Below are 21,237 nucleotides of genomic sequence, written 5' to 3'. Positions count from 1 at the left end.
GGTTTTGATTAACTATTAACCGAAGACAACAGAATTCCTAAGGAGATTGGGTTATGAAAACGAAAATATTCGCGCTGGTTCTGGCCGCGACGGCCTTGTTTTTCGTCGGATGCACCGATGACGAGCCTGATGTTATCGTCGCTGATTTCACTCCGGCTGCTCCTCAGGGCGTTTATTCCGTTACAGGTGATGGAGAGGTTTATGTTTTCTGGAACGGTCCTTATGAAAGCGATATCACGGAGTACATAATCTGGCGTTCCTTTGAACCCACCACGAATTATGCAGAGATAGGCCGGGTGGATGCGGTCGCCAACCCGGATCTCGATCTGTATATCTACGAATATATCGACGACGCTGTGGTTAATGGAGTGACTTATTACTACGCCGTCTCTTCAGTCGACCAGGCGGGTAACGTTTCTGAATTGTCGGCTGAAAATGTTTTTGATACTCCCAGACCTGAAGGACAGGCGGAGGTTTTCGATTCCACGGTGATACCTGAGGCATCGGGATACAGTTTTGCCGCCCAGACGACGGTAAGCTGGGACAACACGGCGGCGGACATAGTCATCGACCGAATATATCTCGATGTAGACGAAACGCAGAGTGTGTTCTATATAAACGCCGCCAACATTAACACCGATCTCCAGGACATGGGGTATACCTCGAGTTTCGACGATATCGGCTGGGCGCCGACCGAGGGGTGGTCGGAAATCGGCTGGGTCGAGGTGGTATTGTATCACACATATGTAATCTGGACGGCTGATAACAATTTCGCCAAGATGCGTGTGACGGCGATTCATACGAATTCGATTACGTTCGAGTGGGCTTATCAGACTGACGAAGGCAATCCTGAACTCAAGCCGGTCGTCCTGGAGAAGCCGGTTCACGGTGAGGACTACCTTAAGGTGAGCTTTTAACACTCTGGATAGAAATATAAGTGAAAGGAAGGTAAATAAAGTGTTACGCAGCATCACAAAACTACTCGGCATGACGGCTCTTCTGGCTGTCATACTTGCGCCGGTTGTGAGAGCGCAGCAGGACGAAGTTTTTTCGGCCGAAGACTACGACCAGATCAAGATTGACCGCTACCTGGATGTGGAGATTTGGACAAATCATTCGGATGACGAGTTCTACGACGGTGATAATCTGGTATTGAATTTCCGCGCCAACCGCGACGCGTTCGTGGCGATTTATTCGATCGACAGCCGCGGGCGGGTTAACATGCTGTTCCCGGTGGCGCCGGAGGCCGACAATTTCATTCGCGGCGGGGCAACCTATAGTCTTCCCGGTGGCGATGATGATTTCGATTTCGTGGTGAGCGGCCCCAGCGGGGTGGAGAACATTCAGATTATCGCTTCGCGCGAACGATTCCCGCTTCCGGACTGGTACCCATCGTCGGGCCTTGTCTGTGACTGGGACGACCGTCTGGATTACATGGACTATCTGAATTCGCATTATTTCGTTCGCTACGGCGGGCAGCGCTTTGCGTTCGATCGGGCCGCGATCTATATCAATGAGTGGGAACCGGAATACTACCGCCCGATTCACTATCCGCACTATCCTACCTGGACAGTGTGTGGTAATGTCTATATCGACTATCCGTGGGGCGGTACGGTTTATATTGACGGTGTTTACTGGGGTGTGGCGCCGTTGTATATACCGAGGATCTATATCGGATGGCACACCTTCACGGTTTACGATTACTATGGTTACTGCTGGGAGTACCCGGTGCATATCACCCGCTACCACACGGTTGTTCTGGACCGGACTATCGTGAACCCGCTTCCCACAGTGGTGTCGAAGTACAAAGACGTTCGTGTGATTGGCTATCGCGACCCGATTACCAGCGGTTACCCGACATTCAAGACCAAGTCCGTGGTGGGTACGCCCTCGAAGACGGTCATAACGGGCTCCAAGACGGTATCCAAGGTCTCCACCGACCAAGTGTCGCTGGACAAGAAGTATGTCCGGGGCGCCGCGAAAGTTGTAAAGACCGATCGCGGTTTTGAGACAGTCGGTAACGTGACCAAATCAGGCGCGGCTGCCAAGTCGAAAGACGCCGGTGAGTCGGCGCGTTCATACCAGTCGGGCAAATCGAGAGGGTCGGATGCCTCGGGTGATGCCCGTAAGTCTACCGTCTCGGAAAGAACATCACGCTCCACCGGCAGTGAAAAAGCAACCCGTTCGTCCGGTAGCCAGCGGGTGACCAAGGGCAGCTCGAGCAGTAAAACATCGAGCGAAGCCGGTTCGGGTTATTACCAGAAGAAGTCGGGTTCGAGTTCGAGTTCGCGAGGAGCCGCCAAGACAGTCACCAAAGGTTCATCCGACAGAGGCTCGTCAAGCAGCGGGTCAAGACCGACCAAGGTGGAAAAGCAGTCCAGTGGTTCGGGATCATCAAAAGCGACCGCTCCGGCGAAAAGCAACTCCTCGAGCGACAATTCATCGAGCAAGAGCAAATCGACCGATAACAAACCTGATAACAGCACCAAAAAGTCCAAGAAGTAAGTGGGAAGGATTTTGGTTGCTAAGAGAGATTGTAAGGTCTAAATTATTGACGGAGCAGTGAAAATGAAAACGATGCTTACATATCTGATAGCAGGCTTGTTTCTGTTCTCCGTCGCCGGCAATGTCGCCGCAATCGAGAAAAAGGAAAAGCAGCCGCAAAAGGTGACCCAGAAGAAGTCGGATCAGGACAAGAAGAAAGAAGAGGCCAAAAAGAAGTCTGATTCGAGTTCTGAGCAGAACAAGAAATACGATGACTTCGTAGATAAAAACAACAATGGTATCGATGATCGCAAAGAGAACCTGAAGAAGAAGTCGACAGACGATAAGACGGACAAGAAGAAAGACGATAAAAAGGAAGACGACGAAGGTTAGAGCGATCAGATATGATTTTTTCCCAAACCGGCCACGGTCATTTAGCCGCGGCCGGTTTCTTTTTGAGTCCCCTGGCGCGAAATTCGTTTCCCAGGAATCATTTCGCCTTGACAATTGTTATAAATAACCCGTAATTTATTAGCGCTCTGCCATTGCGGCTGCCAAAGTGGCAGGTGTGGGTGATTCATATGGCTTTCGAAAATTTAACACAACGTGAAAAAGAGATTCTCGAGAATCTGATCAATTACTATATCGCCACCGCTGATCCGGTTGGCTCCAGAGCTATTGCCAACAAATTCCAGATGGGGATATCCTCGGCCACCATTCGCAATACTCTTCAGGACCTCGAGGAACTTGGTCTGGTCACTCAGCCGCATACATCGGCCGGTCGCATTCCCACCGATCTGGGATACCGCGTATATGTCGATTATCTGTTGAAGCCGGATGCTCTCACGGAGAGGGAGAAGAAGTTCATTAAGGGTTCAATTCTCCGCGAGGGTCGTGGAATCAGCGAGATTCTTGGTCAGACCTGCAAAGTCTTAAGCGAGATTACCAATCAGCTTGGAGTTACAATCGCGCCCCGGTTTGAAGAGGGTGTTTTAAAGGCCCTTAAGCTTATACCTATTGCCGATGGTCGCCTTATGGTGGTGGTGGTGGTGCATTCCGGTCTGGCCAAAAGTGTGATTATCGAGATCGAGGCGGACCTGTCCGAGCCGACATTGCGCGAAGTTGAGTCGGTTCTCAACGAGCGTCTGGCCGGGCTTACGCTCGGCGAGATCAAGGAGTCGATCTCAAAGAGAATGGCTGATTTGCCGGGCCACGGTCGGCTGATTAAACTGATAATCGATTCCAAGGACAAGATATGGTCCGAAGGTCGTTCGGAAGATATTCACGTGGCGGGCGCTGACCATCTGGTGCAACAACCGGAGTTCGCCGACCTTCGAAAAGTCTCCGGTCTGATAAAGATGATCGAGGACGGCAAGGTGTTATCGGATTTCCTTAACCGCGCGGTCGAGGAAGGATTGTTTATCACCATCGGTAAAGAAAACCAGTTTCAGGAGATTATGAGCTGTTCGCTGGTCAGTTCCAAATACCGCGTGGGCAAGGTTTCCGGGACGATTGGAATCATCGGACCGACACGAATGGCATACAGCAAACTGGTATCGGTCGTGGAGTACACGGCCAGGACTATTACCGAAGTGCTTTCGGGATTGGATGAGAATAAGGAATAGCAGAGGATGACTGAGAAGAATAAAGATGACGCGAAGACCGATAAGAATCGGGACGAGCGGGATGAACAGACGACGAACAGGAGAGAGCCATTCGAAGATACGGGCGTCGAGTCGGAGAAAGCCGATTCACCGGAAGAAGTATCATCGCAGGCGCAGCCGTGTACCGAGGAAGAAATGTTGCGCCGGCGCGTGGCCGAGCTCGAAGACAAGCTTCTGCGAAACGCGGCCGAGTTCGAAAACTACAAGAAAAGAGTGGCCCGTCAGTATGAGGACATGGTTCGTTCCGCCAACGATGCCGTCATGCTCGAATTCCTGGACATCGTTGACAATTTTGAACGGGCCTTGAGCCACGCCAACAATAACGCTGACTCGGAGTCGCTCCGTAAAGGGACGGATCTCATCTTAAACCAGATGATTAATTTGCTTAAGAAGTATAACATTACCCCCATCGAGGCTGTGGGGAAACCGTTCGACCCGAATTTTCACGACGCCATGATGCAGATAGAATCGGAAGATCACGATGAAGGAGTGGTGGCGATGGAAATGAGCAGGGGGTATCGTCAGGGGGACAGGATTCTCCGCCACAGCAAAGTGGGTGTCAGTTCAGGTAGAAAAATGACGAGTGACAAATAAAGGAGTGTATCGAATATGGGGAAGATAATAGGAATCGACCTGGGAACCACCAATTCGTGTGTGGCGGTCCTGGAAGGCAAGGAGCCGGTGGTAATTCCCAACCTGGAAGGTTCGCGCACCACTCCATCGATAGTGGCTTTTACCAAAGATGGAGAACGTCTGGTCGGCGCGGCTGCCAAGCGACAGGCGGTGACGAATCCGGAAAATACCGTCTTTTCGGTCAAGCGTTTTATGGGAAGACTTCACAACGAGGTATCATCGGAAGAGAAGATAGTCCCTTATAAAGTAACAGAGAATGACAGGGGAGCGGTATTAATTGAAGCCGGCGGGAAAACATATCAGCCGCCGGAAATTTCAGCGATGATTTTACAGTCGCTCAAAAGCGCCGCGGAAAGCTACCTGGGGCAGGAAGTAAAGCAGGCCGTGATAACGGTCCCGGCATATTTCAACGACTCGCAACGTCAGGCAACCAAGGACGCCGGCAAAATAGCCGGACTGGAGGTCCTCAGAATAATCAACGAGCCTACGGCGGCATCGCTGGCCTATGGTCTTGACAAAAAGCGTAACGAGAAAATCGCTGTATATGACCTTGGCGGCGGAACGTTTGATATATCCATTCTGGAAATCGGTGACGGGGTCTTCGAGGTCCGTTCGACCAACGGCGACACTCACCTTGGCGGCGATGATTTCGACCAAGCGGTTATAGACTGGATGGCTGATGAGTTTCGCAAGAGCAACGGGATAGACCTTCGCAAAGACCGCATGGCTCTACAACGTCTGAAGGAAGCAGCGGAGAAGGCCAAAATCGAGTTGTCATCGACGATGCAGACGAATATCAACCTGCCGTTCATAACCGCAGACCAATCGGGCCCGAAACATCTCGATCTGACCCTCTCTCGTTCGAAATTCGAGCAATTGGTGGATCATCTGATTCAACGCACCGTAGGACCGTGTAAGGCGGCGCTGGCTGACGCCAAGCTGTCGTTCCAGCAGATTGACGAGGTGGTGCTCGTGGGTGGTATGACGCGTATGCCGCGAGTCATTCAATTGGTCAAAGAAATATTCGGCAAGGAACCCCACAAAGGCGTGAATCCTGATGAAGTTGTGGCCATCGGCGCGGCCATTCAGGGCGGCGTATTATCCGGCGACATGAAGGATATCGTTTTGCTCGATGTAACGCCCTTGTCCCTGGGTATCGAAACGCTCGGGGGTGTTATGACCAAACTCATCGAGAGAAACACGACCATCCCAACGAAGAAATCCCAGATATTCTCGACTGCCGATGACAACCAGACGGCCGTGTCGATTCACGTGCTTCAGGGCGAGCGCAGAATGGCCATCGACAACCGAACGCTGGGGAAATTCGATCTCGTGGGTATCCCGCCTGCGCCGCGGGGAATTCCTCAAATCGAGGTAACGTTCGATATTGATGCCAACGGTATCGTTCATGTGAGCGCCAAAGATATGGCCACCGGTAAAGAGCAGTCCATACGCATTGAAGTATCATCGGGGCTGTCGGAGCAGGAAATCGATAAGATGGTCAGTGACGCCGAGAAGCACGCCGATGAGGACAAGAAGAAAGCCGACTTGATTCAGGCTCGAAATGAAGCGGACCAGATGGTCTACACCACCCAAAAGACGCTCAAAGAGCTGGGTGATAAAGTTTCGGAAGACGAAAAAAAGAAGGTGGAAGCCGCTATTGCCAGAGTTAAGGAAGTCATAAGCGGCGATTCGGTCGAGACCATCAATAAGGCGAAGGAAGAACTGATGCAGGCATCACACAAGATCGCCGAAGAGCTGTACAAGCAGTCGCAGGCGCAGCAGGCGGCCGGCGCGGGAGCAGATCAGCAAAAGGCTCAACCGGGTAAAGCTGATGATTCCGACAAAGGTGATGGCGCTGTTGACGCTGATTTTGAAGTTGTCGATGACGACAAGAGTTAGATAAAACAAGGTTATGGCCAAGAGAGACTACTACGAAATCCTGGGCGTTGACCGGGGTGCCTCGGAAGACCAGATCAAGTCGGCTTATCGTAAGCTGGCGATGAAGTTTCATCCGGATCGCAACCCGGGCAACAAGGAAGCCGAGGAAAGTTTCAAAGAGGCCACCGAGGCTTATGAGGTTTTGAAGGATCCTCAGAAGCGGCAGGCCTACGACCAATTCGGTCACGCCGGAGTAGGGCAGGGCGCAGGGTTTGGCGGTGGGTTCGGTGGATTCGAGGGTTTCGATCTCAGCGATGCCCTCAGGGCCTTCATGCGGGATTTCGGCGGCGGATCGATCTTCGATGATTTCTTCGGTATGGGCTCAACAGGACAGCGTCGCCGCCGCAACAAGGGGGAGGACCTTAGAATAAGGATTCCGCTTTCTCTCGAAGAAATCGCGAAAGGAATTGAGAAGTCCGTCAAGGTCAAGCGTCTGGTGGTCTGTGAAACCTGTGATGGCTCCGGTATGGCGGCCGGGTCATCCAAAAAGACCTGCCCGCAATGTAAAGGGGCAGGACAGGTGCGCACCATTTCAAGGACCTTTCTGGGCACCGTTCAGCAGGTAACGACATGTAATATGTGCCGGGGAACAGGGGAGATAATTGCCGAAGCTTGCGGCGCCTGCCGGGGTGAAGGTCGCGTGCGGGGAGAATCTCAGGTCTCAATCAAAATTCCTGCTGGAGTCGCGAGTGGCAACTACATGACGGTAGAGAACATGGGCAACGCCGCTCCCAACCGCGGAGAGCCGGGCGACCTGATTGCCATTTTCGAGGAGAAAGAGCACGACCAGTTCACGCGGCACGGCAACCATGTGCTGTGCGAACTTCCAATATCATTCGCTACCGCCGCCATGGGCGGTACGGTATCGGTCCCGACTCTGAACGGCAAAGCCAAGATAAAAATTCCCGCCGGGACCCAACCGGGTAAGGTCCTCAAGATGCGCGGGCAGGGAATACCACATCTTCATTCTTCGGGCCGGGGCGACCAGTTGGTTCGTGTGGTGGTATGGGTTCCGACCAGAATCAGTGAGTCCGACAAAGAGTTGCTCGAGAAACTTTCCGAATCGGAATCATTCGTGCCGCCTCCGGCGAGCAAGTCGTTTTTTGAAAAATTGAGAGAAACACTGGGGGTATAGAGTGTTTGATAACTCCGCCGAATTCTGGGTTGAGGTTTCTGTCGAGGTTCCGGGCAGCCTGTGTGACGCTGTCTGCAATTTCGTGATTGAAAATCTCAGTAACGGTATTGTCCTGGAGGACGAAGAGGACAGCGCCGTGACTACAATCAAGTTCTATATTCCCGACAACGGTGTCGAGCAGAGCCGTCAGCAACTCGGCGCCTATCTGACCAGTCTCGTGGCAATGGATAACGAGCTTCAAACAGTGCCCGAGATAAGACAGAAAAAGATCAAGAGCGCGGAGTGGGAGGATGAATATCGCAAGTCGGTGAAGGTGACAGTTGTTGGGGGCGATGTTGCCGTGCGGCCGCCATGGGAAAATGCGCCACCCGAAGCGAAATATGACATCATTGTTGAACCCAAAATGGCATTCGGGACAGGCACTCATGAAACAACACAGGGATGTTTACTGGCCATAAGGGACAATGGTTTTGCCGGCATGCGCTTTCTGGACCTCGGATGCGGCTCGGGTATCCTTGCGATCCTCGCCGACAAAATGAAAGCGGGATATATCAAAGCAATCGACTACGATCTGCTGGCGGTCGAGAACTGCGGTGAAAATTTTATCATTAACAAGGTAGCCGCTCCTCACGATATCGTTCACGGATCGATAGAAAAGTGTGAAGATGACGAGCCTTACGATTTTGTCTGCGCCAATATTATCAAATCGACCATTCTGGATATTCTTGAGTCTCTCGATAAATTAACCGCGCCGGGCGGCTACCTGGTGTTATCGGGGCTTCTCGAGCAGGATGAGCAGGGTATTACAGACGGGCTCCAATCGCTGGGGCTGACCAATTTCAGCATCCACGCCGAGAACGAGTGGCGCACTTTTACGGTCCACAAGGAGTAATCTTGGAACCCCCGATTTTTTATGTCGAGCCGGATTCTCTGAGCGACGGTCTACTGGTTCTCTCAAAAGCAGAAAGCCACCACGCGGTAAAAGTAATGCGGATGAAACAGGGGGATGTGCTGATAGCTGTCGATGGTCTCGGCGGCGGTTTTAGAGGGGAGATAGCGAAAATCACACGTGAGAAGCTGGTTGAGGTCCGGGTTCACTCCCAGACGCGAAATATGGGAGAACCACAAGTGGTGCTGACGCTGGCGGCGGGTTTATCGACCGGGTCGAAATTCGATACGGTGATCGAAAAGGGAACGGAGTTGGGTGTCAAACGTTTCGTGCCACTGATTACCGAAAAGTCGAAAGTGACGGTTGATGACCCGAAACGGGCGAGAACAAAGGTGGCTCGCTATGAAAAAGTAGCGCTCGCCGCCATGAAACAATGCCGACGGTCTTATCGTCCTGAAATCGCGCAGCCGGTGACTTTCACCGACTACTTGAAAGAAATAGGCCCGGAGTCGGTCAACCTCATATTCCATCCGTCGGCCGGTAGCCGTCCGCTGGAAGAGTCCGGTTTATCCGCCCACACCAGACGGGTCAATATTATCGTAGGGGCCGAGCCGGGGTTCAGCGCCGAGGAGATGAATCTGGCGCTGGACAAGGGAATCAAGGCTGTTTCTCTTGGGCGGCGCATACTCAGGGCGGAAACAGCCGGGCCCGTAGCCTGCGCGCTGGTAATGAATGCACTCGGCGAATTGAGATAATCGGTTTTCTGCCGATAATAATCTTGATATGAATTATCCGGACTACATAATGGTCGCCCTGACCGGTCTGGCGGTCGGATCATTTCTCAATGTCGTTATTTACAGATTGCCACTGAAACGCGGCTTTTTCCTTTCCCGATCAGTATGTCCAAAATGCTCAAACCAACTCAAGTGGTATCACAATATTCCTGTGATCAGTTATCTGGCGCTCGGTGGAAAATGCGCTTTCTGCAAAGCAAGAATATCTGTTCGTTACCCGCTGGTTGAGTTGATGAATTGCCTGTTGTATTTGTATTTTTTCCGGCAGTTTGGTTTGTCTACGGAGTTTTTCGTTTACTCTATCCTGTCTTCGGTCTTGATAGTCGTCTTTTTCATCGACCTGGACCACATGATAATACCCGACTCTATCACACTACCGGGAATTGTCCTCGGCCTGGCCGTCTCTCTGCTGCCCGGCCAATTGGGTATAGTTGACTCGCTCATCGGTCTCGTGGTCGGGGGCGGTTCGCTCTGGCTGGTTGCCATTCTGGGGGACTGGCTGTTTAAGAAGGAATCGATGGGAGGTGGCGATATCAAACTGACCGCCATGCTGGGCACACTTCTGGGATGGAAGAAGATACTTCTGATTTTTATATCTTCGGCCGTCATCGGACTCGTCGTCTCGATCGTGATAATGGCCTTTTCGTCGAAATTGCGTCGAGAACGGATGATACCTTTCGGGCCTTTTATCGCGCTGGCGGCTCTGCTGGCTATCTGCTATGGAGAGCAGATTATCCGCTTTTACGTGAACAATTTCCTTCGCGTATAGCTTTGCCAAGCCTTCCTCAACTGTCTTAATTTATTGCCGATATATGGCTTAGAGCCATGATTAAGCACAAAAGCAAATTCGAGCAGGCCGTTCACCTGGGTCTTTTGGTGATAATTTTCATCCTGCTGTTTCTCAATTTCAGGTCCAATCTTCTGGTTTACGATGCCTACAGCTCCGAGCGAAAGAACACCACCGTGCGGCTCAACAGCGCCGCCCTGTCGATCGGTAAAACCGTGCAAAAGGAGGATGTGGACTATATTGGCATCGCGCGGGAAGACGAACTCAAGGTTAAATATAAGCTGAGTTCCATTACCGTGGTGCCGTCGAATACAATAGATCAAATCCACCAGGCGGACGGCTGGCTTCAGGTGGAAACGGGGGGGAAGATGTTCGCGATTCCCGCGTCGATCAGAGAAGCGCTTTCGCAATCACGACACCGGGAGCTTACCAGGGGCGACGAGGCCGAGTACTTTTTCTCGTGCGTGGTACCATCGAGCGACGGCCGGAAGATACTCGTTCTCTCCACGATAGCTCCTGAGCTGGCCTATCTGGAGGATTCATCGAGATCTTTAATCGCCGTCAACACCGTCGCTGTTCTGATTATCATGGCCCTCTACATTGTCGTCTTCAGATTCATTCTCGCACCGTTCCGCAAGATCCGAAAACAGGCGCTCGATGCCGGCCGCCCGGTGGAGGAGAGTACGGACGATGTCGAAGCGATGGTTGAGGACTACCAGAAGATAATCGGTGAGCTTAAGGAAAAAGAATCGCAACTGCTGCTTTTGAATCAGGCGATTCAACGAAAAGCCGACAGCCTGCAGCATTTCAATGAGTATCTTCTCGGGTCGATTACGTCGGGACTGATTATGGTCGATACCGAAGGCAAAATCGTTTCGATAAACAAAGCCGCCGGGACCATTCTTAAAGTTGACCCGCCGGAGTTCACCGGCAAGCATTTTGGATCACTATCGATCTTCAACGGACAAAACGCCCAAGAGCTGAAATCGGTTTTAAAGGAAGACCAAGCGAAATCATACCGGGAACTGGAAGTGGAGCTTGATGCTGACAACGTTCTCAGTCTCGGTGTCACCATATCGGCCCTGAATGATTACACCGCTCACAAGGTGGGAGCATCAATCCTTATAAATGATCTGACTGAGATTAACTGTCTGCGAAAGGAAGTCGAAGCAAAGAAGCGCCTGGTTGCCCTGGGTGAGATGGCGGGTGGACTGGCGCATCAACTCCGCAACAGCATCGGCGCCATGCGGGGCTACAATCACCTCGTGCGCAAGAGGCTGATCAAAAATGCGCTCGACACGGAGACTATCGACGCCCTGGACGATGAGACTCGAGAGGCTGAATCGCTGATTGATCGTTTCCTGAGTTTTGTGAGGCCCTTCGATTATTCTCCGGAAAAATATGACCTTGTTGTTCTCTTTGCCGACTTACTGGATAGTTTCACGGTTCGTCCGGAGTACCGGCTTATCGATTTCAAGTTAGACACGGGCGGGCGTGAGTTACCGCCGGTGGATGTTGACGCGCTTCTGATCAAGCAGGCGGTCGGCAATCTGGTAGAAAACGCGGCGATAAGCTACGGGGAGATGCCGGGTGGTGTCGAGCTAAGCCTTTGCGCACAGGCGGATCGCGTCGCGATACAGGTCCGGGATTTCGGCTGCGGGATTTCGCCCGAGAATCTCGATAAAATCTTCACGCCATTCTTCTCAACACGACCTTCAGGAACAGGTCTGGGATTGCCTCTGGCTCGAAAGATAGTGGATCTGCACGGCGGCTCTTTGTCGGTGGAATCCCACGTGGATCGGGGAACGGTCTTTTCACTCACGCTGCCTCTTGTCGGCCCTAAACAGCCTGCCAAACACCGCAAAAATCCAGTCGCTACGGTGTAAAAAAAGTCCTTGGGTTAGTTTCGGTTTTTGTTATATTTGGGCCGATTCTTAACAGGAGGAGATATGTATTCACCGTCTGATTTTCGAAAAGGCCTTCGGATTATCGTCGATGACCAGCCGTATTACGTAATTGAGTACCAGCATTTCAAGATGGGTCGCGGCAAGGCCAACATTCGCACGAAACTAAAACATATCAAAACCGGGGCGGTTGTCGAGAAAGTCTTCTCGAGCAATGACGCTTTCAAACCTCCTGACATGGAATCCAAGAAAATGCAGTATCTGTACGAGAATGCCGGTGAATTCTCGTTTATGGACACTGAGACATTCGAACAGATAGCGATCCCGGTGGACAAACTCGGCGACGCCAAGTGGTACCTTCTGGAGAACGAAGAGTACAAGGTGCTCTTTCTGGACAATGAAGCTCTTTCGGTCGATCTGCCGGCTTCGGTTATTCTGGAGGTGGTCACAACGGAGCCGGCCGCTAAGGGTGACACTGTCACCAATGTCACCAAGCCCGCTACTCTCTCGACCGGCTTGACCGTTAAGGTCCCGCCTTTTGTCAAAGAGGGGGACAAGGTGAAGGTCGATACCCGCACGGGCGAATATCTCGAACGAGCCAATTAGAAATGAAGTCTTTGCACCGGGTTATCGGTGTCGACGAATCAGGCAAGGGGGACTTTTTCGGTCCCCTTGTCATTGCCGCCTTCTTAGCCGATGACAACGACAGCGCTTTGCTTCGCGCTATCGGCGTCCGCGACGGCAAACAGATTTCCGATAAAAAGATCATCGAGATTGATCGTGAACTCCGCGCCGACTATGCTCATGCGGTAGTGGTGATCGAACCGGCGAAATACAACAAAATATACAAAGAGATAAAAAACCTCAATAAGCTTCTGGCTGATGGACATGCCGACGCCATTGCGCAGGTGTTGAAAAAGAATGACGCGGAACTGGCGATATCCGATAAGTTCGGCAAGTCGGAACTGGTCGAGTCGGCTTTGGTCCGCAGGAAACTCTCAATTGAACTCCGGCAGGTAGTGCGGGGGGAGAGCATCGTCCAGGTAGCCGCTGCGTCGATTCTGGCGAGGGCGAGATTCATATTGGAGATGCAGCGATTGTCCGATGAGTTCAGTTTCGAGCTGCCGCGAGGCGCTGCCGCGCACGTGGATGAAGCCGGCAGAAGAATCGTGGCGCTCCACGGCCCCGAAGTTCTCGATAGAGTGGGGAAGACTCACTTTAAGAACTTCCATCGTATCGTCAATCCTACTCTTTTTTAGACAAATAAAAAGCCGGACCACTGGTCCGGCTGTCCGTGTCTATTTTGAGAAAAATCAATATCCGCTGGAAATCAGTTCTCCTACTATGTCACCATCGGGGTAACTGCTATCGGTGGCTCCGATTACGTATTTGACCAGACCGACATTGGCCACAAACCAGTAGTAGTTTGTTTTACCTACCGTCTCACTCGCGTTATATATTTTTACGGCTCCGCTGTAGTAAGTGCCGTCGCCGAGACGAAGTCCTTCGCTTCCGGCTACAGTCATAATGTCTCCACCGCTGGACGGGAATGTCTTGGCGGTACCTTCGGTGCCGTCGACATCATCCTTATCATAGTCCGTGATAATGTCAATGAACTGGTCGTCGATATAGATATCCGTAAAACGCGACCAGCTGTTGCCCAGCAGCAACGGCATCTCCAGTATCTTCTCAGGAGAAGCCGAGGCGCTCTCGTAAAAATACACCGCGTCGGACGTGGCATGAACATAGCCGGTATCAAGTCCGTCTCCGCTGGTGGAGAACCACTCTACGGCCGAAATGCCGGCCAGCTGGACCTGGCGGCCCACTTCAAGGGTAACCATATCATCTGTGCCGTCGGAGTATTCTACGCTGTAAATGGTTGTGTAACCCTCGGCCAGCGGCAAATAAGCGGTGCTTTCGGTACCTGCCACCCAGTCATCCGCCGAGATGACGTTGGTGATGGTATTGTCGGAACATCCGGTCAGGATCGCGACCAGAAGGACAGTAGTAATACGAATTGCTGCTTTTGTGAATAAGCGATTCATCTGCGTACCTCCCTCAATTGTTGGGGATTTCAAATTGTTTCTGCCCCGAATGGAGCAACGATGGTGCCAACTGTCGGCTCGTATCGTGATGTAATTGCGGTACAGACGGATAGGCCGTATTATTAAACCAATGGTTGATATGGCAGGTTCTGGGAATAGTCGGGAAAGTCCAACTCATTTGGGGGAATATCCCACCGCCGTGTCTCCTAACAAATGGCTCAGTGTTGCCGATAATCTAATAATAGTAACAACCTTGTCGGCCAGGAGGGAGAATTCGTGCAATTATTCGACATTATCGTGGCAATGATATTTCTATGTTCTCTGGTGGCCGTATCCAGATTCCGCCAGCACCTGACGGCCGAGGACAGGCAAAGCTATAATCATATTGCTTTTGGACTTTCGATTCTGGCGATGATATCGCTGGTACAGATATACAAAGGACTCGGGGTTTTTGCGTCCGTGCCGTTTATCTCCGATCCGCTCTTTTTCAAGCTGGCCTATTGCATAGGGGTTATGACCGGACTGACCTTTCTAATAAACGGGGTTACAACCTGGGTGCCATTGTCCCGGTCATACCGCATGTTTAACCGGGAAAAGATCCGTAAGCTTGAATTAATCAAGAAGACAGAGCAACTGGCGCGGGTTGAAAACCGATTGCCGGTGGTATTCAAGAAGACTCTGGAGCAGATGTTGAGCGCTCATGATTTGACCAAAGGCGCGGTCTTTGCCTATTCATCCAGCTCAAGCAAATTTATCCTCGTAAGTGAATGCCACGCCGAAGAGCAGGACAGCCCGGATTTGCACGACATCGTCTTCTCACCCTCGGCTGCCGCCGCTTTTGCCAGGCACTGCGGCGTAACGGCCGATATCGTTATTGACAGCCTCCCGCACGGGATAGACATGCCGCAGCTGGTTCTTCCGGTGCTGGCTGGTGATCGCCTGGCAGGTCTGTTTTTGCTTTGGGGTGAGAATTCATCGCGGCTTTCCGATGAGGAGAGGATGAATCTGAAGATAGCCGCCGATATCATTGGCCGAAAGATGCACCTTGATGTGCTCCAGATGGGATCATCGTTCGAAAAAGAACTGCGGCAGTGGCAGGCAAATTTAGAATCAAACCTCGACCGTACGCGGGACGCCAAAGAAATTCTGGCAGGCCTCGCTCAGCAGCTTGGAAATAAAGTAGCGTTTGACCTGTTCAGCCTGACAATGGTGTTCGGCAAAAACGTCGCGCAGCGATATACCCTCGGCGGGACAGGCGGAGTCCTGAGTGAACCTAATGTTGATTTTGAGCGGGCCGATAGTGTGACGCGCGAAGTTTTCGTGCGCGGCAATCCGCTGTACCTGGCCGATAAAGCTGATGAGCGCTGGGGCCGCGTGGATGATATCGTAACGATGGGAGAGTATCAATCGATGTGGCTGCATCCGGTGAAAATCGGTAATTCAGTCGAAGCGGTGATGACGCTGGCAAGTAAAGAGCCCCGGTATTTTACGTCCTCTCGTCGGCAGTACATTGAAGCGCTCGTGCCGACCCTGTCCGGATTCGTTACTCTCGACAGGCACCGCAGAGAAATCGGGGTGAGAGAGCGCCGGGCATTCGCCGTCAACAATTTCGTCTCCGAGATTAGAGGAGAACAGGACCTTCAGACGGTGTTCTCGCACGCGGCTTCGATCCTGTCAAAGGAACTGAAACCCACGGTGGTACGCGTCTCGACGGTTGATGCCGATGGGGCTTTCTTGAATTCGCGGGCTCTGGAATCGAACGGCAAGATCGGTTCCGTTACTCCAGCCGGAGGCTCGATGATCTTATCGCTCATGCCGTACCATCAACTCGTACTCGATACGGGTCGACCCATGATGATAAATCAGGAGCAGACTGATAGAAAGATGACCCAGCCGGAATCGACGCAGGTGTTCGGGATCGATCTGAAATCCGCCCTAATTGTGCCGGTGAAAGTGAATTCATCGAATGTCGCCGTTATAAGCCTCGCTGATTCACGCAACTGGTCGGATTATCAATTCACTCAGGCGGATATTCAGTTCGTGACCTCGATCGCCGTAGTTCTGGAAATGGCTATCCATATAGCGCGGACCCGTAAACCGGCGCGTTCGACTCTTAAGATCGTCAGGTCGAAATCTGTCGACCCTGGTATCCCCGAGCCGGAAGCGAGAAACCGCATCAGGTCATCCCTGACCGGCATTTTGGGTTCCGTGGAATTGCTCAAAACCAACCCGACGCCGACCGAAGAGAGTATCGAGAGGTGTCTTTCGATAATAGACAAATCGGCCCGACGGATCAACGAGTATATTGGCGCGGTCGATTCTCAATGAAGGCCTGATTCAAGGGAGCACAAGACAGGAGAACGGGCGTGGAACCTCTGGATCAGAACGTGTCATTAGCCGCAAAGCGGCGAACAGGCAGGTCCCGTCCGGTTGGGCAGGGGGCGTCAATTCTGGTTGTCGATGATGACCAGTCAATCTGCGATGTTTTATCGGATATTCTCGCTACGGCGGGTCACCGGATCACAAAATGCCTCGATGGCCACAGTGCCCTTGAGGTTATCGGCCGCAGCCAGTTTGACCTGGTAATCACGGATCTTGGCATGCCGGGAATGTCAGGACTCGAACTGGCCGAGCTTATCCACGCCGCAATACCAGATCTTCCGGTGGTCCTGGTGACGGCCTTGGGGTCGCAGTTTACCGATGCCGACGTGGTGCGCGGCGGAATTGCGGCCGTCCTCGATAAGCCATTCCATTTCCATCAGTTACACGATACAGTTAATAAAGCGCTTAAAGTCGTAGCCTGACAAAAAAAGGTTTGCGTTCCGTCCGGCAAACCGTATATTCTATATTAAACATATCTTCGGGGCGAGGCGAAATTCCTCGACCGGCGGTTAAAGCCCGCGAGCCGGGATAGCTCCCGGTTGAATCTGTGAAATCCAGATGCCGACGGTACAGTCCGGATGGGAGAAGATCAGGCAGGTTTACGTCTGCTTTGCAGCGCCCCGAAGTGTATTTTGGGGTTTTTTTATGGCTTTGACTGCCGACAGCAACTACATGAAAATGGCCCTTGACCTGGCCCTTAAGGGCCGGGGCAAGACAGCTCCCAATCCGATGGTTGGAGCCGTGATTGTGAAGAAGGGCAGAATAGTCGGACGTGGCTATCATCGGGCCATCGGCAAGGAGCACGCCGAGGTGATGGCTCTCAAACAGGCGGGCAGTCAAGCCCGCGGGGCTACCCTCTTTGTGAACTTGGAGCCCTGCTGTCACATCGGGCGCACCGGTCCGTGCACCGAAGCTATCAAAGAAGCCAGGATAAAGCGCGTCGTTTTCTCCATCAAAGACCCCAACCCGGTCGTCAATGGCAAGGGAATGCGGAGCCTCCGCAAGGCCGGCATCGAGGTAGAAGCGGGTCTGCTTCGCCATGAAGCGCGCCTGTTAAATGATGCGTACATAGGCTACCACGAGAATAAGCGGCCGTTTGTCATTGTCAAAATCGCGCAGTCACTGGATGGCCGGATTGCCACCTCGCTTGGCGACTCGAAATGGATAACATCGCCCGCCTCCCGACGCTATGCTCATCAACTTCGAGCACAGGTCGATGCCGTAGTGGTCGGCAGTAACACCGTCAAAATCGATGACCCAATGCTGACTGTCAGACATATCAAAGGACAGGACCCTTATCGAATTGTCTTATCAAGCACCATGGGTCTGCCGTCCGGCGCCCGATTATTTAAAGACAATGGAGACTACCGAACAATAATCGCAACCACGGAGAGGGCGGTCAAGCAAGGCTCTGTTCATAAAGGTAATCCAGGCGCGATTCTGTGGGCGGTGAAGAGCCGGAGACAACACGAAATCGACCTCGGCGACTTTATCGACAAGGCATACAACTTTGGTCTCCAGTCGCTGCTCGTGGAAGGCGGAAGCAGCCTCGTTACGTCTTTTCTGCGGGAAGGCCTGGTGGACAAGCTGGTGGTCATTACGGCGCCGCTTATCGTAGGCAGGGGGATGGAGTCTGTGGGTCAGCTCGATATTCGCAGTCTGACCCAGGCTCTCAGATTCGACCAGTCCTTTACTTTCGCCAGCGGGCCGGACACGGTGTTTGTCGGGTATCCCAAGAAAGAGAGGGCCTGATGTTTACCGGCCTTATAGAAGCAGTCGGGCTGCTCGAAAATGTCAGGGAACGTGGCGGATACCGTCTGTTGAAAATCAAAACCGAAATGGCAGCACAGGGATTGAAGGTTGGCGAATCAATAGCTTGCGATGGCGCCTGTCTCACTGTGACCGAATACGGCGGCGGCGCCTTTGTTGTCGAGGCGTCGCAGGAGACGGTCGCCCGGACGATTGTCGGTGAATATCACAAGGGAAGCCGCATAAATCTGGAGCGCGCCCTGAAAGCGGGCGATCGACTGGGCGGGCACCTGGTGTCCGGGCACATTGATGATACCGGCAAGGTTGAATACCTCAAGGCGGTCGGTGATTCATTGGAACTGGCGGTCTCGTTCGATTCCATTTACGACGAACTCGTCATCGAAAAAGGCTCCATATCGATAAATGGCGTCTCTCTGACTGTGAACAAGACCAAACCGGGATGGCTCAGTGTGAACCTGATTCCGCATACGGCCAGGGTCACCACCCTCGGAGAGATGAAAAAAGGCACGGCCGTAAATCTTGAATTTGACATGATTGGCAAATACATATTGAAAGCAACGAATAAACAAAAACACGGTAATCTTACTATAGAGAAACTTAGAGAAAGCGGATGGTAACAATGAATAGCCGATATAAATTCAACACCATACCGGAGGCGATCGAGGACATCAGGGGCGGCAAATTCATCATTGTCGTTGATGATGAGGACCGGGAGAACGAAGGCGACCTGATTATGGCAGCCGAAAGGGTGACTCCCGAAGCCGTCAATTTCTTCGCCATGCACGGTCGCGGTCTGGTGTGCGTGTGTCTCACCGAGGAACGGATCGCGCAATTGAAGCTGCATCCGATGGTTGACAACAATACCGCCAAGCTCGGTACGCGGTTTACGGTATCGGTCGATGCTGTCGACGGTACGACCACCGGCATTTCAGCTTACGACCGGGCGGTCACGATTCAAACGATTGTAAGCGACAAGAGCAAGCCTGAAGACCTGGCTCGCCCGGGACATATATTCCCCATTCAGGCCGTGAAGGGCGGCGTTCTCTCGAGAGCCGGCCATACCGAAGCTTCCACCGATCTGGCAAGGCTCGCCGGCCTCAAACCGATTGGCGTGCTCTGCGAAATAATGGACGACGATGGAACGATGAAAAGAGTGCCCAAACTGATGGAGTTTGCTCAAAAGTACAATCTGAAAATCATTACTATCAGAGACCTGATTGCATATCGCCGTCAGAACGAAAAACTGGTGGCGAAAGTCTCGACGGTGGAACTTCCCACCGAATTCGGCAGCTTCAAGCTCCATCTATACAAGTCCGACATCGACAACTACCACCATTTGGCCCTGACGAAAGGTGATGTCTGCGGCAAGAAGGATGTCCTGGTGCGTGTTCATTCGATGTGTCTGACGGGCGATGTTTTCGCGTCGAGCCGCTGCGACTGCGGCAACCAGCTTCACAAGGCGATGCAGATGGTCGAGAAAGAGGGCCTGGGAGTTATTCTGTATATGAGGCAGGAAGGCCGCGGTATCGGGCTGGCTAACAAGATTCTGGCGTACGAACTTCAGGATCACGGCCGTGATACGGTGGAAGCCAACGAGGAACTGGGATTTGAAGCGGATCTTCGCGACTACGGTATCGGGGCTCAAATTCTCGTCGATCTCGGCCTTTCGTCAATACGCCTTTTGACCAACAATCCCAAAAAGGTCATTGGGCTGAAGGGTTACGGGCTGGAGATAGTGGAAAGGGTACCGATCCAGATTGAACCGAACAGTTTCAATCTGACCTACCTTGCCACGAAGCGTGATAAGATGGGACACATATTAAATCTAAAGTAGATTGGAGATATTTGTGAACTATAAGGTTTACGAAGGAAAGCTTGAGGCTGCCGGCAAGAGTTTCGCTCTGGTGGTGAGTCGCTTCAACAATTTTCTGACCGACAAGCTGCGCGATGGCGCTATCGATTGTCTGGTCCGACACGGTTGTGATGAGAAACAGATCTCGGTCGCCTATGTGCCGGGAGCATTCGAAATACCTTATGTCGCGGCGAAGCTGGCGTCCACCGACAAGTACGACGCGGTCATTTGCCTGGGAGCCGTTATCCGGGGAGATACCCCGCATTTCGATTATATCAGCAACGAAGCTTCCAAGGGGATAGCGAAGGTCGCGCTCGAGACGGGCAGGCCGGTAATTTTCGGGCTGGTAACGGCCGATACCCTGGAGCAGGCCATCGAGCGTTCCGGCACCAAGGCCGGTAACAAGGGATGGGATGCCGCGCTCTCCGCGGTTGAGATGGTCACCCTTTACGCCTCGCTGGGTAAATAATGAAAGAATCGCCCCGAAGCCGTGCTCGCGAGCTGGTACTTCAATCATTGTATGCATGGGAGCACGGGGAAGTAGAGCCGAAAGAGGCTTTTAAAAAGATATCGAGCGAGGACAAGCTCAGCCCCAAGAATGTCGAATTCGCCCTCGCCCTGCTGAGGCTCGTGATGGCCCATCAAGGCCAGGCCGATGATCATATAGCGGAGCTCGCCGAAAACTGGAATCTGGAGCGTATTGCCGCGATCGACAGGACCATCTTGCGCATGGCCATTGTCGAGTTGCTGATGATTCCCGATACGCCGGTCAAGGTCGTCCTGAATGAAGCAATTGAACTGGCCAAGAAATATTCCACGCTGGAATCCTCAAAATTCGTCAACGGTATCCTGGATAATTTTGTAAAAAGACAACAGAGGAGAATTGACCAGAGCAGTCGTTGACCGAAATCGCGGCGACCTCAAAGAATTTGTAATTTGACATCGAACCGCATATAT

At 52.4% G+C, this 21,237-nt stretch carries 20 protein-coding genes, 1 pseudogene and 1 riboswitch; of the genes and pseudogenes, 20 read left to right on the top strand and 1 reads right to left on the bottom strand.

Going from position 1 to position 21,237, the window contains the following annotated elements; genetic code table 11:
* The first annotated feature begins 53 nt into the window (after window positions 1–53).
* The 13 genes and pseudogenes from AB1483_10950 to rnhC all read left to right on the top strand — a co-directional run bounded on the left by AB1483_10950 (window position 54) and on the right by rnhC (window position 13,490).
* On the top strand, window positions 54–917 hold the full coding sequence (locus AB1483_10950) for a hypothetical protein (protein MEW6412970.1): 864 nt from the start codon (window positions 54–56) through the stop codon (window positions 915–917).
* Window positions 918–957: 40 nt separating this feature from the next.
* A complete protein-coding gene (locus AB1483_10945) occupies window positions 958–2,505 on the top strand; it encodes a DUF4384 domain-containing protein (protein MEW6412969.1) in 1,548 nt (515 codons plus the stop codon).
* 63 nt (window positions 2,506–2,568) lie between these two features.
* Window positions 2,569–2,877 (top strand): hypothetical protein, encoded by a 309-nt coding sequence (locus AB1483_10940; GenBank protein ID MEW6412968.1) that lies wholly within the window; start codon window positions 2,569–2,571, stop codon window positions 2,875–2,877.
* A 188-nt stretch (window positions 2,878–3,065) separates the two neighbouring features.
* Entirely contained in the window at window positions 3,066–4,109 is a 1,044-nt protein-coding gene (hrcA, locus tag AB1483_10935) for a heat-inducible transcriptional repressor HrcA (protein ID MEW6412967.1), read from the top strand.
* A gap of 6 nt (window positions 4,110–4,115) precedes the next feature.
* Window positions 4,116–4,742, top strand: a complete 627-nt coding sequence (grpE, locus tag AB1483_10930) for a nucleotide exchange factor GrpE (protein MEW6412966.1) — start codon at window positions 4,116–4,118, stop codon at window positions 4,740–4,742.
* 15 nt (window positions 4,743–4,757) lie between these two features.
* Window positions 4,758–6,665, top strand: a pseudogene (dnaK, locus tag AB1483_10925) (molecular chaperone DnaK).
* Between the two features lie 31 nt (window positions 6,666–6,696).
* Entirely contained in the window at window positions 6,697–7,857 is a 1,161-nt protein-coding gene (dnaJ, locus tag AB1483_10920) for a molecular chaperone DnaJ (GenBank protein ID MEW6412965.1), read from the top strand.
* A 1-nt stretch (window position 7,858) separates the two neighbouring features.
* Window positions 7,859–8,749 carry a 50S ribosomal protein L11 methyltransferase gene (locus AB1483_10915; GenBank protein ID MEW6412964.1) on the top strand — a complete coding sequence of 297 codons (891 nt, stop codon included), beginning with the start codon at window positions 7,859–7,861 and terminating at the stop codon, window positions 8,747–8,749.
* 2 nt (window positions 8,750–8,751) lie between these two features.
* On the top strand, window positions 8,752–9,501 hold the full coding sequence (locus AB1483_10910; GenBank protein MEW6412963.1) for an RsmE family RNA methyltransferase: 750 nt from the start codon (window positions 8,752–8,754) through the stop codon (window positions 9,499–9,501).
* Window positions 9,502–9,529: 28 nt separating this feature from the next.
* A complete protein-coding gene (locus tag AB1483_10905; GenBank protein ID MEW6412962.1) occupies window positions 9,530–10,309 on the top strand; it encodes a prepilin peptidase in 780 nt (259 codons plus the stop codon).
* A 56-nt stretch (window positions 10,310–10,365) separates the two neighbouring features.
* Window positions 10,366–12,213: an ATP-binding protein gene (locus AB1483_10900; protein MEW6412961.1), complete on the top strand. Its 1,848-nt coding sequence runs from the start codon at window positions 10,366–10,368 to the stop codon at window positions 12,211–12,213.
* Window positions 12,214–12,276: 63 nt separating this feature from the next.
* Window positions 12,277–12,837: an elongation factor P gene (gene efp / locus AB1483_10895; GenBank protein MEW6412960.1), complete on the top strand. Its 561-nt coding sequence runs from the start codon at window positions 12,277–12,279 to the stop codon at window positions 12,835–12,837.
* Window positions 12,838–12,839: 2 nt separating this feature from the next.
* Window positions 12,840–13,490: a ribonuclease HIII gene (gene rnhC, locus AB1483_10890; protein MEW6412959.1), complete on the top strand. Its 651-nt coding sequence runs from the start codon at window positions 12,840–12,842 to the stop codon at window positions 13,488–13,490.
* Between the two features lie 54 nt (window positions 13,491–13,544).
* Here rnhC and AB1483_10885 read toward each other — a convergent pair whose 3' ends face one another.
* Window positions 13,545–14,276, bottom strand: coding sequence for a hypothetical protein (locus AB1483_10885; GenBank protein MEW6412958.1), 732 nt, complete (start codon window positions 14,274–14,276; stop codon window positions 13,545–13,547).
* Between the two features lie 276 nt (window positions 14,277–14,552).
* On the opposite strand from AB1483_10885, the gene AB1483_10880 reads away from it, so the two are divergent.
* From AB1483_10880 to nusB, 7 genes are all read left to right on the top strand, one after another.
* Complete coding sequence (locus AB1483_10880; protein ID MEW6412957.1) at window positions 14,553–16,604, top strand: GAF domain-containing protein; 2,052 nt, start codon at window positions 14,553–14,555, stop codon at window positions 16,602–16,604.
* A gap of 38 nt (window positions 16,605–16,642) precedes the next feature.
* Window positions 16,643–17,080, top strand: a complete 438-nt coding sequence (locus AB1483_10875) for a response regulator (protein ID MEW6412956.1) — start codon at window positions 16,643–16,645, stop codon at window positions 17,078–17,080.
* Between the two features lie 48 nt (window positions 17,081–17,128).
* Window positions 17,129–17,252, top strand: a riboswitch (FMN riboswitch).
* A gap of 51 nt (window positions 17,253–17,303) precedes the next feature.
* Window positions 17,304–18,410 (top strand): bifunctional diaminohydroxyphosphoribosylaminopyrimidine deaminase/5-amino-6-(5-phosphoribosylamino)uracil reductase RibD, encoded by a 1,107-nt coding sequence (gene ribD, locus AB1483_10870; protein MEW6412955.1) that lies wholly within the window; start codon window positions 17,304–17,306, stop codon window positions 18,408–18,410.
* Window positions 18,410–19,045 (top strand): riboflavin synthase, encoded by a 636-nt coding sequence (locus AB1483_10865; GenBank protein ID MEW6412954.1) that lies wholly within the window; start codon window positions 18,410–18,412, stop codon window positions 19,043–19,045. The genes ribD and AB1483_10865 overlap by 1 nt, the downstream gene beginning before the upstream one ends.
* A gap of 2 nt (window positions 19,046–19,047) precedes the next feature.
* Window positions 19,048–20,262 (top strand): bifunctional 3,4-dihydroxy-2-butanone-4-phosphate synthase/GTP cyclohydrolase II, encoded by a 1,215-nt coding sequence (locus AB1483_10860; GenBank protein ID MEW6412953.1) that lies wholly within the window; start codon window positions 19,048–19,050, stop codon window positions 20,260–20,262.
* Between the two features lie 13 nt (window positions 20,263–20,275).
* The gene (ribE, locus tag AB1483_10855; protein ID MEW6412952.1) at window positions 20,276–20,749 is read left to right on the top strand and encodes a 6,7-dimethyl-8-ribityllumazine synthase; all 474 of its coding nucleotides are present in this window, start codon (window positions 20,276–20,278) and stop codon (window positions 20,747–20,749) included.
* Window positions 20,749–21,183, top strand: coding sequence for a transcription antitermination factor NusB (nusB, locus tag AB1483_10850; protein MEW6412951.1), 435 nt, complete (start codon window positions 20,749–20,751; stop codon window positions 21,181–21,183). Before ribE ends, nusB begins: the two co-directional genes overlap by 1 nt.
* Window positions 21,184–21,237: the final 54 nt, after the last annotated feature.

It is taken from the genome of Candidatus Zixiibacteriota bacterium (assembly GCA_040756055.1).
GTDB lineage: Bacteria > Zixibacteria > MSB-5A5 > GN15 > FEB-12.
Note: the sequence above shows the minus strand (reverse complement) of the source record. Positions and strands in the feature narration are given on the sequence as shown.

Bases quoted from the DNA above. Each gene is read 5' to 3' on its own strand.
- AB1483_10885 (MEW6412958.1), bottom strand. From the start codon at position 14,276: ATGAATCGCTTATTCACAAAAGCAGCAATTCGTATTACTACTGTCCTT.
- grpE (MEW6412966.1), top strand. From the start codon at position 4,116: ATGACTGAGAAGAATAAAGATGACGCGAAGACCGATAAGAATCGGGAC.
- AB1483_10940 (MEW6412968.1), top strand. From the start codon at position 2,569: ATGAAAACGATGCTTACATATCTGATAGCAGGCTTGTTTCTGTTCTCC.
- AB1483_10950 (MEW6412970.1), top strand. From the start codon at position 54: ATGAAAACGAAAATATTCGCGCTGGTTCTGGCCGCGACGGCCTTGTTT.
- AB1483_10860 (MEW6412953.1), top strand. From the start codon at position 19,048: ATGAATAGCCGATATAAATTCAACACCATACCGGAGGCGATCGAGGAC.
- AB1483_10900 (MEW6412961.1), top strand. From the start codon at position 10,366: ATGATTAAGCACAAAAGCAAATTCGAGCAGGCCGTTCACCTGGGTCTT.
- dnaJ (MEW6412965.1), top strand. From the start codon at position 6,697: ATGGCCAAGAGAGACTACTACGAAATCCTGGGCGTTGACCGGGGTGCC.
- nusB (MEW6412951.1), top strand. From the start codon at position 20,749: ATGAAAGAATCGCCCCGAAGCCGTGCTCGCGAGCTGGTACTTCAATCA.
- efp (MEW6412960.1), top strand. From the start codon at position 12,277: ATGTATTCACCGTCTGATTTTCGAAAAGGCCTTCGGATTATCGTCGAT.
- AB1483_10865 (MEW6412954.1), top strand. From the start codon at position 18,410: ATGTTTACCGGCCTTATAGAAGCAGTCGGGCTGCTCGAAAATGTCAGG.
- rnhC (MEW6412959.1), top strand. From the start codon at position 12,840: ATGAAGTCTTTGCACCGGGTTATCGGTGTCGACGAATCAGGCAAGGGG.
- AB1483_10905 (MEW6412962.1), top strand. From the start codon at position 9,530: ATGAATTATCCGGACTACATAATGGTCGCCCTGACCGGTCTGGCGGTC.
- ribD (MEW6412955.1), top strand. From the start codon at position 17,304: ATGGCTTTGACTGCCGACAGCAACTACATGAAAATGGCCCTTGACCTG.
- hrcA (MEW6412967.1), top strand. From the start codon at position 3,066: ATGGCTTTCGAAAATTTAACACAACGTGAAAAAGAGATTCTCGAGAAT.